Below are 12244 nucleotides of genomic sequence, written 5' to 3' on the forward strand. Positions count from 1 at the left end.
CCGACCACTACAACGGCAACTTCATTCCCAACTGGGCGATGTGGCTGGTCCTCGAACTCGAGGAATACCTCCACCGCTCCGGCGACCGCGCGATGATCGACGCCTTCGAGCCGAAGGTCACGGCCCTCGTCGACTACTTCGAGCCGTTCCGCAACGAGTTCGGCCTGCTCGAAAAGCTCAAACGGTGGGTGTTCATCGAATGGTCCAGAGCCAACGACTTCGTCCAGGACGTCAATTACCCGTCCAATATGCTCTACGCCGGGATGCTCGACGCCGTCGCCCGACTCTATGGCCGCAGCGACCTGGCCGAACGCGCCGCTGCGCTGCGCCAAACCATCCGCGAGAAATCCTTCGACGGCGAGTTCTTCACCGACAACGCGACCCGCTGCGACGGCAAGCTCGAAGCCACCGCCAACCGCACCGAGGTCTGCCAGTACTTTGCGTTTTTCTTCGACGTGGCGACGCCCGATTCGCACCCGGTGCTCTGGGACCGCCTGGTGCGCGATTTCGGCCCCGCCCGCCGGCAGGCCGAAACCTGGCCGGACATCCACGTCGCCAACGCCTTTATCGGCAACTACCTGCGGATCGAGCTCCTCTCGCGCTACGGATTGGCCGACCGCGTGCTCGATGAGTCGCTGGGCTACTTCCTGAAGATGGCCGACCTGACCGGCACGCTCTGGGAAATGGACAGCCCCACCGCAAGCTGCAACCACGGCTTCGCCTCGCACGTCGCCCACAGCCTCATTCGCGACGTCCTGGGCCTGCGCCGGATCGACCCGGAGCGAAAGACCGTCACCGTCCGCTTCAATGACCTTCCGCTCGACCGCTGCCGCGCCCGCGTGCCGCTTGGCCGCGACGCCGTCGAACTGGCCTGGTGGAAAGAGTCCGGCCAACTCCACTACCGCATCGAGCTGCCGGCCGACTTTCGCCTGGCCGTCGAGAACCACACCAACTTCTCCCTCCACCGCCAACCGTAACCGAAAGACCATCTCCCCCGAGATGCGCGTTTGTAGGGCGGGTGGTTCTCGCCGCAGGCGAGGTTCACCCGCCATCTTCCGGAGCGCGGATTTCATTGCGGAAGGCGCGACACACTCGCCCGGCAGTTGACGGCGATCCGCCACCAAGACACAATATAGTAGTGGATGATTTCTCGGGTCGCTGTCGAGAGAAGACCATGACGGTGAAAGAGAAGATGAAGGAGATCATCGAAGCCCAGCCGGAAGATGCCACCTATGAGGAGATCGTCCGTGAGCTGGCCTTCGCGGGAATGGTTGAGCGGGGTCTTAGGGACGCTCGGGAGGAGCGCCTCATCTCCAACGACGAAATGGGCAAGCGGATTCGGCTATGGCGCAAATTCTGAGTTCTGAATTCGTCCGCGCCTTCACGCCTCCCACAGATACCCCCAGAACCGCCCGATCATCTCTCCGCGTCTGACCCCTCGATGGTGTTCCACCCGTTCGACGTCCAGGACGTTGCCGAGCGGCGAGATGACGGCGCGGATCGACCAGAGGCTCTCGAGGCCGCCCGGCGTCAGGCCGTACCGCATGTCGTGAAACTCGACGATGTGGTGGCCGTCGCGATTCTCGTACGTCGCCCGCGCATGGTTGCCGGTAAACCAGATGAACTCGCGCACCTCCGGACGCTGCCCGGCTTTCGCGATCCACGCGTTGTTTTCCACCGCCGCGCTGGTCCAGCGCGACGGCTCGGCCACCGGACCGAACCGCACGTTCACCCGTCCCGCCGTCCAGGTCTCCGGCGTCCGGCGCACCACCCGCCAGACGAAAATCGAGCCCGGCTGCGGATACGCTGCGTACTCGCTCCGTTGTGTCTCGACGCCGCGCAACTCCTCGATCGTTCGCTTCGCCTGTCCGATCGCTACCTCGTGCAACGCCAACCCGGCCAGCAGATACCCCGTCGAAAGCAGAAACCCCGACCAGCCGATCGCCAGCGTCGCCCGCGCCGCCTGGCCCTTCCACTTGCGCACGATGTAGCACGCCGCCAGCGTCACGATCAGGATCGGCGTGTAGATCAGGTCCACGATCGGCACCGCGTCGAGGGCGAACCGCGCCGACGTGACCGGCGAAAAGAGCTGCGTCCCGTAGCTGGTGAACCAGTCCAGCAGCGGATGGCTCGCCACCGCCGCCAGCACGCAGCCGAACAGCCAGCCGAAACCCGGACCCGCCCGCCGTTCCTGAACCTCCGCCGGTTCCCACAGACTCCGCCGGAACCACCACCAGGCCGCCGCGATCGCCAGGGCGATCAGCGGCACGATCAGCAGCGAATGGCTCAGCCCGCGATGCCCCACGATCCGCGCCATCTCCGCCGACTCCGACCCGCTGAGCCCCACAATCGGCCCCAGCAGAAAATCCAGGTCCGGCGCCACCGCCGCGGCCGCCGCCACCAGCGTCGCGTCCCGCCCGATCCGCTGGCGGAACCCCAACTGGGCCGTCACCGCCCCCAACAATCCCTGCGTGATCGTGTCCATACCCGTATCTTAGCCGATGCGAACGCGAATGTCGCTAGGCGTCGGATGCGTCACGCTCCCCCTTCGCGGCATCGCGACTCCCGCCTCGCTGGAAGATGCCCGCTGCGTCCGTCAGCACCAGCACCGCGATCAGCCCAAGATACCCCCACCCAACTACCCTCGCGAACATATACCCTCCACGTACAAACACCGTCCGATCGTCCCGCAGCGGCACCGATCCGACGATGAACCCGTCGCCCTCCTCCTGCGTCCGATCGTCCACCACCTTGCCGCGCGGGTCGATGATCTGCGAAATCCCGGAACTGGCCGCGCACACCGCCGCCCGCCGCAGCTCGATGCACCGGAACGGAATCATCGCCGCCTGCTGATGACGCTGTTGGGCGGGCCAGTCCTTGGGATTCATGATCGGGATCAGCAGCAGCCTCGCCCCCATCGCCACCGGCCGACGGCACACGTCCGTGAAATCCGCGTCGTAGCAGATGCACGTGCCGATCCTGCCGAACTGCGTCTCGGCTACAACCTGCTCGGCCGCTGGGTTGCCGTCGCTGTACATCGGCACCGGCACCACCTTCGCCTGCCGCGAGAGGATCTGCCCGTCCGGCCCGAACAGCACGGCGGTGTTGTCGAACGGACAACTCGCCGCCGGACGCGACGTCGTGCCGATATCCGCGCCCACGCAGATGTAGACGTCGCGACGATCCGCTATTCGCGAAAGCCGCTTGAACGCCTCGTGCTCCTCCGAGTACACGTCCACCAGGGCGTGCTCCGGCAGAACGACGATCTTCGGATGCGTCGGCGTGCCCAAAGCCTGCCGGATCAGCCCGAAATGCCTCCCAAAATCCGCATCTTCCGTCTGCACCGCCGCCGCCATCACGTAGCCGGCCGGGCGGCCCAACTCGTACCCGCCCGCCGTGGCCGCCACCGTCACCGCCGCGACCACCGCCAGCACCGCCGTCCACCCCTGGCGCCGCTGGGTCGCCAGCACCGCGTACGCCAACGCCGCGTTCACCGCCGCCACCGCCAGCGTCACCAGGTACACGCCGCCCAACGACGCCATCTGCGCCGCCCACGGATTGCCCGCCTGGCTGTACCCGAACCCGGCGTACGCGAACCGCCACAGCGCCAACCCCTCGCTGCGAAGAATCTCCTGCCCCGTCAACGCCAGCGGTGCCGCCCACAGCATCGCCGCCAATCCGAACCGGTCCGTCAGCCGCTTGCCCACCAGAACCGCCACCGCCATCCATACCGACAAGATGCCGATCACCGCCCACCCCATCGGGCCCACCACGTCGCACACCCAGCCCAGCGTCAGACGGTAGTACATCAGGCCGAACGCCAAGCCGCACAACGCCGCTGTCCGGCCCGAAACCCTCGGCAGCATCAGCAAAAGCGGCACCAGCGCGAACCAACCCACGAAATGCCATTCCAGCGGCCAATAGCAGGTCGCCATCAACCCGCCCGAAACCAACGCCGCCGCCAACCCGATCAGCCAACGCCACCCGCTGCGACCGCCCGTCCTGGATCCGTCCGCCGGGGTCAAACCGCCATCCATGACTCTCTACCTCCACCAGCACGTGAACAAACATAAGCAAGACACATGCCGCGACTTCCGCGCATACCGTTAACGTTCATCCACAGTATACACGGCACAAACAGACAGGTTCCAAGCCGCCTCGAACCTTTCCGAGAAAAGCCCCGCCTACCGCTGGCCGACGTGGCCAAGCACGTCCTGGACCTTCTGGTCCATCGCCCGCTGGTCGGCGTCGAAGCTGTTCCACCCCGCCAGGTTCATCAGCGTATCCAACCCGATCCGCTTGGCCTTCAGCTCGTCCCGCCACGTCGCCAGGTCCGGAATCTTGCCCTCCTCGGCGCTGGTCCGGATCTGCTCCGGCGCCCACCGCACCAGCAGGTCGCCCTGTTTGTGCCGGGCCAGGAAGTCGATCAGGTCGTCCGGCGTGAAACGGTCCAGGTCCTGCTTCTCCAACTCGTCCACACACGCCCGCAGCCGGTCGTTGACCGACCAGAGCGTGTCCAGCCGGACCAACTCCGGATCGACCCCCTCGTACAGCGGAGGCCAGTAGTTCTCGCCCGTCCGGTTCGTCAGGTCCTCCGGCCGAGCGCCCATCGCCAGGAACTCCCGCGCCACCTTCGGCGGTATCGTCATCACGTCGATCCCCGCCAGATCGATCACCTGACGCCCCTGCCGCAAGCTCGCCCCGATCTGGTGCGACGGCACCTTCTGAGTCTGCCGCAGCAGGACCATGAACGTCTGGGAAGTCAGCGTCGCCCGCTCGCCCACGTAGCTGCCGTCGCCCAGCTTGTTGTCGGCCACCACGCTGTTGAGCCGCCCGAGGAACACGTTCACGTACGCCGGACGCCCGATCCGTGCGATCAGGTAGTTCTGACGCCCCGAAAAACCCAGCGTGTGGTTCACCGGAATCCCCTCCGCCGCCACCTTTCGCGTCGCCAGCAAACCCGCCGCGGAGAACGGAATCTTCACGTAGAACCGCTCCGGACAGATCGCATGGTACCGCCGGGCGTACTCCACCGACCCGTCCACGTCGTGCGTCAGGTCCGTGTGCTCCTCGACCGAGACGAACGCGTCAAACCTCTCCACCAGCCGCAGGCCGTGACGCGCGTTGAGGATAAACGCCAACTCCAGCTTCCGCTCCTGATCCGTCAGGTCCGGAAACTCATCCAGCAGTTTCGCCGCACGCTCGATCAGCTCGTCGTAGACGCCGCTCTGGACCTCCTTGTTCAGCAGCGTATTGTTCGTGGTCAGCGCGCTGAACTCCCGCGTCCAGAGCTCCTCCGCTTCGGCGATGTTCCCGGTATCCAGCCACAGCTCCGTCCCCAACTCCCGCAACCGCCGCCACAGCGGATGACTCCCAAACGTCCCGTTGAGCTGACCGAAGCTCGGCGAAAACCCCTCCCGCACAAACCCCGCCACCCGTTCCGCCAATTCCGTCCCAAACCCCGTCCTCGACATGGCCATACCTCCCCGAACGCCTCTTGTTCACTGAATTCTACTTGCCCCGCACAAGCAAAACCAACCCGCCTGAGCAAGATCAATGCATACGATAGCTCTCTCGATCCGTCAGAAACCTGAACGAGTCTCGTTTCAAAAGCTCTCGCCGTCGTACCGGTCGATCCGGATCATCTCCGCTTCGGGTTTGCGCCGGTCCTGCTGCACCGGGGCGATCAGGCCGGCCTGCTTGGGATAGCCCAGCGGCGTCAGCGCCACCACCTTCACCTCCTCCGGCACGCCCAGTATCTGCTTGACCTGCGCCTCGTCGAACGCACCGATCCAACACGTGCCCAATCCCTCCGCCGCCGCGGCCAGCGTCAGGTGGTCCAGCGCGATCGCCACGTCCACGTCCACGCTGCTGCCGTAACCACCCATCTTCTTGTACGCCTCATCCGCCCGGCCGCACCCGGCCACGATCACCGGGGCCTCCGCCATCCACATCTGCTCACGGCACGCCCGCGCCACCTGCTGTCGCAAGCCTTCGTCCATCACGAAAATGAACCGCCACGGCTGATGGTTGCACGCCGACGGGGCGTACCGCAGGGCCTTGCGCATCCGCTCCAGTACGTCCTTCTCGATCGCTTTGCAGCAGTACTGCCGGACGCTTCGACGGTATCGGATCGCTTCCATCACGTGCATGCAACACCTCCTTGGTTTGCCCGAACCCCACTTGCCAGCCCATTGTAACCGCCAACCCGCCCGCCGAAAAGCATTTGACGGTGCGATCACGAGGCCCGCAGGAAGAGCTGGTGCACAAACGCCCCCGCCAACCACAGCCCAAAGCTCACTCCCAGCACCGCTGAAAGCGGCAAGCCGCGCCGAAACGCCACATACGCCCCGGCAAAAAACAGCAGACTCGGCCAGACGCCCCAGAACGCCCCCTTCGCGTAGCCGGACATCACCCCGTAGTCCCCCGGTTTGTCCGTCCACAGCCACACCAGCACGATCGCCCCGGTCAGCGGCATCGTGGCAATCAGCCCCGACAGGCTTGGCACCCGCCGCCCGATCTGCGTCGCCGCCACGATTACCACCACGCTGATCGCCAGCTTTAAGGCAAACTGCATCGGCCACCTCCCAGTTCCGCGAACCCGAAGTCTCAGATTTCAGATCGCCACCTTCACCCCCGCGCCGCTTCGCCCATTGTATCGCACCGACCCGTCCATCAACACCCACGGTACCGCGTCTCTGTGCCTGTTTTGTGCAACCGGCACGGGCCGTTCGGCATGCCGCCGGCCCGCCAAGCGGGCATCGCGAACAAAGCTATCATAACGGCTTATACGCATGATAGTTACAATTACCAACAAAAGCCGGCATCGCCCACCTCTTGACTCGCCCGCCAGAATCGCTATACTGAAACCAGACACACAATCGACACAGGAAATCGCCCATGCCCACAGCTACGCGACACGCCTCGCGAACGAGGCTTCGAAAACACCTGGAGCAGCAGCTCATGGTCTTGCGGCCGGGTGAGCCGCTGCCGCCGGTTCGCCAGTTGATCGAGAGTTGCGGGACGAGTCGAGCCCGGCTTGAGGGGTTGCTGGCGGAGTTGTCGGCGGAGGGGCTGATCGAACGGCGGCCGCGTCAGGGCATCTTCAAAGCCGCCGGCGCCGCTGGCGGCAGCCTCGTCTCGATGGTCGATCTGGTCGCCTGCGGGCGGACCGGCGACGTGCGGACCGAGGGCACCTTCTCGGCTGAGCTGCTGGAGGCCGTCACCACCCAGGCCAGCCGGCGCGGCATGGGGGTCCGCCTCCACCAGTTCTGGGTCGGCGACCGCCTCGCCGACTACGAAGCCCTCGCCGTCCGCAGCGACGTGCGGGCGTGTCTGCTTCTGGGCCTGCACATTCCTGAACTGGCCACCCTCCTGAACGACCAGCACATCGCGTGGGTCTCGATCTTCCCTCAGACGCAGTTCGCCCTCAGCCGCACCGTTCTGGACTCCCCGAGAATCCCCGAGATCCACCTGCGACACCTGTGGGGACTCGGCCATCGCCGGATCGCCTACCTCGACCGCCTCAACGAGCAGGCTCCCTCGCGGGCCCACCGCATCCGGCGCGAAGCCTTCTACCGTCTGATGGCTGAGCGCGGCCTGCGGGTCGCCCCGCACTGGGTCGCCAACGGCTGGTTCGACGAAGCGGCGTGCCTGGCCGCTTTGGAAGGCATCTTCTCGGAGCCGCCGCATCCGACCGCCATCGTCGCCTACGATCCGCACCTCTCGACCATCTACCGATTCCTGGAACGCCGCGGCCTGAAGATCGCCGAAGACGTATCGGTGATCGGCACCGACGACCTGGCCATCACCGCCACGCTCCACCCGCCGGCCACCACCGTCCGCAACTCGCGCCGCATCGCCGCCGAGATCGCCATGGACATGCTCGATCGGATTCTCGCCGGCCAGGAGGTCAACGAGAACCGCGAGGTCCCGGTCGAACTGGTCGTCCGCCAATCGACCGGAAGGGTGAGGAATTGCTGATTGTTGATTGATGATTGATGATTTGAGGAAGAGTGCGAATATGAAACGTCGGATTGCCTTTTCCACAAATTTGAAATCCGAAATTCGACATTCGAAATCATTCACGTTGATCGAGCTCCTGGTGGTGGTGGCGATCATTGCGGTTCTGGTGGCCATTCTGCTACCCGCCCTCACGGCCGCCAGGGAGCTGTCGAAGTCCGCTTTCTGTCAGAATAACCTGCGTCAACTCGGCTGGGCGTGCCAGTTCTATCTGGAGGACAACGCCGACCGTTTCCCCTACGCGATGGATTCCAGCCAGTCCGGCTGGGGATGGTCGGGCTACTGGATGCGACAGCTCTCCGATTACATCGCCGTCGAGCAGGTCCAGTCCAGCGGCGTGGTCATCGACGGGTCCACCGTCCTGATGTGCCCCTCGACCCAAAATCCCGCTTACCCGCAGGGCGACTACAAACCCGGGCGTCTCGAATACGACCGCAGCCGGTTCGGTGCGGTCGGCTATCTGCACCAGCTTCAGAACAACCCATCCTACGGCCTGCGCTACGGCGAGATGACCTACCCGCCCAGCAACGCCGTCTGGATCCTCGACGGCCGCAACGACGGCGCTTTCTTCAACGCGATCGTCGATGTGCGCAGCTACACCTACATACAGAACCAGATCAGCGACCGCCATCGCGGGTTCACCAACATCGTGTGGCTCGACTGGCACGTCTCGCCCAAACCGATGGAACAGGTCGACCGGCCGGACTTCCGCGTCAAAGACTGATCGCCGCACAGCGGAAGGTAACTTATCTCCACAGGAGACCCTCGAATGCGTTTGACCTTGATCCTGACCCTGATCGCCATGTTGACCGCCGCGTGCAGCGGCTTGGCCCAGGACACCCAACCGGCGAGCCAGCCGGCTGTCCTCTTCGATCAGTTCGGTCAGTCCGCCGTTGTCGACTTCCCCGAGAAGGTCCGCTCGGAGCAGGAACTCCGCGACGACGTCCAACGCGACGAAGCCTACTACAACAGCCTCACACCGCCAGCACGCGACCGCTGGGGCGGACTGCCCGGCAGCCGCGAGCAATTGGGCCTGACGGCCACCGGCTTTTTCCACGTCGAAACCGCCGCTGGGCGACAGGTCCTCGTCGATCCGGACGGCAACCTCTACTTCATGCTGGCCACCGGCGGGGTCTTTCCGTATCACGACTTCCTCGACACGGCTGGCCGCGAGCAGCAGTTCGAGCGGCTGCCGCCCAGATCCGGTAAGTTCCGTCAGGCGTGGCGCGGCAGCGTGGTCTCGTTCGCCATCGCCAACGCCATCCGCAAGTACGGCCGGTACAACTCGGAGCAGTGGAAGGATCGCATGATCGAGCGCCTCCGGAAGTGGGGCTTTAACGCCCAGTCCTCTTACGGCCGGCCGCCCGGCAACAGCGAACGGCTCTGCTATCCCGCGTGCGTGGTCATCCAGGAGATCCGCGGCCTCGACGGCGAAAATCAGATCGCCCACTTCCCCGATCCCTTCGATCCGGCCGTCCACGACAAACTCGACGCCGACCTCAAGGAATACCTGCCGACGTACGTCGACCGCGCCGACATCCTCGGCTACTTCATTCAGAACGAACCCGACTTCGCCTTCATTCCCACCACCGTACCCGGCCTGACCGGCGACCGCCCCGCCAAGCGCGAACTGGTCGGCATGCTCCGCGAGAAGTACCAGACCATCGACCACTTCAACGCGGCGTGGAAGATGGAAGCCAAGAGCTTCGACGACCTGCTCGAACCGATCTGCCCCGTCACCACCGAAGCCGGCCGCGACGTGGTCGCCTTCCAGGAGCATTTTCTGGACGCCTACTATCGCATGGTCACCCAGGCCGTCCGCCAGTACGACCCGAACCACCTGATCCTCGGCAGCCGGCGCCGCACCCGCGACGCCCGCACCGACCTGGTCAACCGCGTGGCCGGCCGATACGTCGACGTTTTGAGCTTCAACTACTACACCTTCCATTTCGAAAAAGACTTCCTGATCCGCGCCCACGAGCAGTCCGGCGGCCGGCCCATCATCCTGAGCGAGTGGAACTACGACACCGACGAGCAGGGCCTCAGGAACACGCTCCGACAGGTCAAGACGCAGGAGGAGCGCGGCCTGGCCTACCGCAACTACGTCGAGCAGGCGGCTTCGCTGCCGTTTGTCGTCGGCGTCCAGTGGTGGTGCACCCTCGACCATCAGGGCAGCCAGTGGAACACCGGCCTGGTCAACATCGCCGACCGGCCGTACAAGGACTTCCTCAAGCACGCGATGGAAACCAACTACAGCATCTACGACGTGCTGCTCAGCCGGCGCGAGCCGTTCGAGTTCGACCACCCGCTGTTTAAGCGCAACGCCCGGCCGACCAAGGTCGCTGAGGTCCCGCACTGCCTGCCCGGCCATAAGGTCGATGGCGTCCAGGCACCGTGGCCCGACCGCCCGTCGTATCGCATTACCGCCGCCAACATGGTCATGGGCACCGACGCCGGCGATCACCAGGCGGATTTCTGGCTCTGCTGGGACAAGACGCACCTCTACCTCTACATCGACGTCCAGGACCCCACGCCCCGAAACAATCCATCCTACGGCCGCGGCATCTGGGCCGGCGACGCCGTCGAAGTCTTCCTCAGCGGACAGGACGTCGGCCAACCCGGCGGCCTGCAATTCGGCGACCGGCAGGTCCTCATCAGCGCCAAGGCCCAGGAAACTCCCGACTACTACTGGTACAACTCGCCCAAACAGTTCCCCATCCAAGCCGTCGTCCGCGCCAACCCCGACGGCCAGGGCTGGACCCTCGAAGCCGGTATTCCCTTCGAAGCCTTCAACTTCACGCCGCAAGCCGGTAAGGAATTCATGTTCGACGTCGGTTTCGACGACACCGACGCGAATCTCACCAGCCGACTCCGCCAGTTCATGTGGAACGGCACCGAAAAGAACTCCACGCAGCGCAACCACTGGGGCCGGGCGCGACTGTCGCCGTAACCGTCACGTCGCCTGCTCTCCAAATCCCTCCATCCTTCTGTCGTTCCCGCGCAGGCGGAATCCAGACTTCTCTACCGGAAATCCCTGCGGAAGTCTCTGCCTCGTCTCCGCCGCCCGCCCCGAAAATCGCCTTTTTGCCCAACGCAGATTCTCGTGGTATCTTTATTCTGCCGAAGCGCCCCGGCGCGCCCGGCCGCGCGTCGCCAGCCGGCGACCCTTGACAACTGAACATGCGGCAACCCACCGGACCGATTTCCCGTATTCCTCTTCTTGCGCCTGCGGGGCAAGAAGCACGGCGCGCAGATGTCACATTTTGTACAAAACTTCTGCAACCCGCCCAAGGCGACCCACTTAAGGTCCCCTCACGAATAAACAGGCCCGGTACGAATCGCACGTTTTGTACAAAACGTACACCCCCGCCGCTTCGCCTCTTGTCTTCATTCCGACTTCTGGCTTCTGAATCCTGAATTCTGCGTTTGTTCACTCATGGCACACTATCTCAATATCGTCAAACGCCAGCCACGCCCGCGTCGCCGGCTGATCGGCGGGGAAGTGCGTGATCGCCCCGTTCGGCGGCTGGTTGAACACCAAGCCGCGAAACCGCACCGGCGGGTCGAGCCGGCGGTTGCCCGCCGCGCCCCAGACGCTGTGCACGTAACCGTCGCCCAGGCGGCTTGGGATCGTCAGGCGAAACTGCCGCCAGCCCCGCCAATAGATCTCGCCCCCGCCCTCGATCAGGAACACCTCGCCCTCGGCGTCCTCCAACTTGGCCAGCAGCGTGGTCGGATACTGCCGCTCGCATTCGGGCATGAACACCTTCATTCGCAGCTCGACCGGCTCGCCCGGCAGCGTTGCCGGCTCGGCCAGTTCGAACGTGCAGGCCATCCATCCCCAGCCGTCCGCCGGCCGCGTCCAGCCGAAGTCGAACCGGCCCGCCGACTTTCCCGCGTACACCGGGTCGCTGACGACCGAAAACCCATTCTCGGCCACCAGCGCCGAGAGGTCCCGCTCGCTCCGCACGTTGCCGTCCGCATCGAGCTGGGCGGTGTGGACGTCCACCTGACCCGGGTACGCCCATCGCCCGCCGTTCTCGAAGTCATCGACCATCACGTGGCGAAGCCGCAGCTCGTTGACCACCCAGATCGGCCCGAAGCGCTTGGCGATCCGCCGGCCGTTCGCGCTCAACACGCCGTCGATCCACACGTCGCCCGAGTCGCTGTCGTGGGGAATCTCGGCCAGCACCGGCGCCGAGCGGACCACCGCCCCCGGCTC

Annotated in this window: 11 protein-coding genes; 5 read left to right on the forward strand and 6 right to left on the reverse strand. The window is 64.9% G+C overall.

What is annotated here, in order from left to right:
• Together GXY33_03060 and GXY33_03065 are read left to right on the forward strand one after the other, a co-directional pair.
• Positions 1-977: hypothetical protein (locus tag GXY33_03060; GenBank protein NLX04106.1), on the forward strand; the 977-nt coding region annotated here is incomplete at its 5' end.
• 197 nt (positions 978-1174) lie between these two features.
• A complete protein-coding gene (locus GXY33_03065; protein NLX04107.1) occupies positions 1175-1360 on the forward strand; it encodes a hypothetical protein in 186 nt (61 codons plus the stop codon).
• 21 nt (positions 1361-1381) lie between these two features.
• Here the strand turns inward: GXY33_03065 and GXY33_03070 are convergent, their stop codons facing one another.
• The 5 genes from GXY33_03070 to GXY33_03090 form a co-directional block, all read right to left on the reverse strand.
• On the reverse strand, positions 1382-2485 hold the full coding sequence (locus GXY33_03070; GenBank protein ID NLX04108.1) for a metal-dependent hydrolase: 1104 nt from the start codon (positions 2483-2485) through the stop codon (positions 1382-1384).
• 34 nt (positions 2486-2519) lie between these two features.
• Positions 2520-4037 carry a hypothetical protein gene (locus GXY33_03075; GenBank protein ID NLX04109.1) on the reverse strand — a complete coding sequence of 506 codons (1518 nt, stop codon included), beginning with the start codon at positions 4035-4037 and terminating at the stop codon, positions 2520-2522.
• Positions 4038-4184: 147 nt separating this feature from the next.
• Positions 4185-5474, reverse strand: coding sequence for a transaldolase (locus GXY33_03080; GenBank protein NLX04110.1), 1290 nt, complete (start codon positions 5472-5474; stop codon positions 4185-4187).
• A gap of 132 nt (positions 5475-5606) precedes the next feature.
• Positions 5607-6152 carry a nitroreductase gene (locus GXY33_03085; protein ID NLX04111.1) on the reverse strand — a complete coding sequence of 182 codons (546 nt, stop codon included), beginning with the start codon at positions 6150-6152 and terminating at the stop codon, positions 5607-5609.
• Between the two features lie 86 nt (positions 6153-6238).
• Positions 6239-6577, reverse strand: a complete 339-nt coding sequence (locus GXY33_03090; protein NLX04112.1) for a DUF3147 family protein — start codon at positions 6575-6577, stop codon at positions 6239-6241.
• Positions 6578-6900: 323 nt separating this feature from the next.
• On the opposite strand from GXY33_03090, the gene GXY33_03095 reads away from it, so the two are divergent.
• Genes GXY33_03095 through GXY33_03105 form a run of 3 tightly spaced genes read left to right on the forward strand, consistent with a single transcriptional unit; the run spans position 6901 to position 10972 of the window.
• The gene (locus GXY33_03095) at positions 6901-7983 is read left to right on the forward strand and encodes a substrate-binding domain-containing protein (GenBank protein ID NLX04113.1); all 1083 of its coding nucleotides are present in this window, start codon (positions 6901-6903) and stop codon (positions 7981-7983) included.
• A 40-nt stretch (positions 7984-8023) separates the two neighbouring features.
• Positions 8024-8746 (forward strand): prepilin-type N-terminal cleavage/methylation domain-containing protein, encoded by a 723-nt coding sequence (locus GXY33_03100; GenBank protein ID NLX04114.1) that lies wholly within the window; start codon positions 8024-8026, stop codon positions 8744-8746.
• Positions 8747-8791: 45 nt separating this feature from the next.
• Positions 8792-10972, forward strand: coding sequence for a hypothetical protein (locus GXY33_03105; GenBank protein NLX04115.1), 2181 nt, complete (start codon positions 8792-8794; stop codon positions 10970-10972).
• 480 nt (positions 10973-11452) lie between these two features.
• Here the strand turns inward: GXY33_03105 and GXY33_03110 are convergent.
• On the reverse strand, positions 11453-12244 hold a 792-nt coding region (locus tag GXY33_03110), incomplete at its 5' end, for a hypothetical protein (GenBank protein ID NLX04116.1).

The organism is Phycisphaerae bacterium, assembly GCA_012729815.1.
Classification (GTDB): Bacteria; Planctomycetota; Phycisphaerae; order JAAYCJ01; family JAAYCJ01; genus JAAYCJ01.

Excerpts from the sequence above, each read along its gene's own strand:
- GXY33_03085 (NLX04111.1), bottom strand. The coding sequence starts at position 6,152 with ATGCACGTGATGGAAGCGATCCGATACCGTCGAAGCGTCCGGCAGTAC.
- GXY33_03105 (NLX04115.1), top strand. The coding sequence starts at position 8,792 with ATGCGTTTGACCTTGATCCTGACCCTGATCGCCATGTTGACCGCCGCG.
- GXY33_03065 (NLX04107.1), top strand. The coding sequence starts at position 1,175 with ATGACGGTGAAAGAGAAGATGAAGGAGATCATCGAAGCCCAGCCGGAA.
- GXY33_03075 (NLX04109.1), bottom strand. The coding sequence starts at position 4,037 with ATGGATGGCGGTTTGACCCCGGCGGACGGATCCAGGACGGGCGGTCGC.
- GXY33_03095 (NLX04113.1), top strand. The coding sequence starts at position 6,901 with ATGCCCACAGCTACGCGACACGCCTCGCGAACGAGGCTTCGAAAACAC.
- GXY33_03100 (NLX04114.1), top strand. The coding sequence starts at position 8,024 with ATGAAACGTCGGATTGCCTTTTCCACAAATTTGAAATCCGAAATTCGA.
- GXY33_03070 (NLX04108.1), bottom strand. The coding sequence starts at position 2,485 with ATGGACACGATCACGCAGGGATTGTTGGGGGCGGTGACGGCCCAGTTG.
- GXY33_03080 (NLX04110.1), bottom strand. The coding sequence starts at position 5,474 with ATGTCGAGGACGGGGTTTGGGACGGAATTGGCGGAACGGGTGGCGGGG.
- GXY33_03090 (NLX04112.1), bottom strand. The coding sequence starts at position 6,577 with ATGCAGTTTGCCTTAAAGCTGGCGATCAGCGTGGTGGTAATCGTGGCG.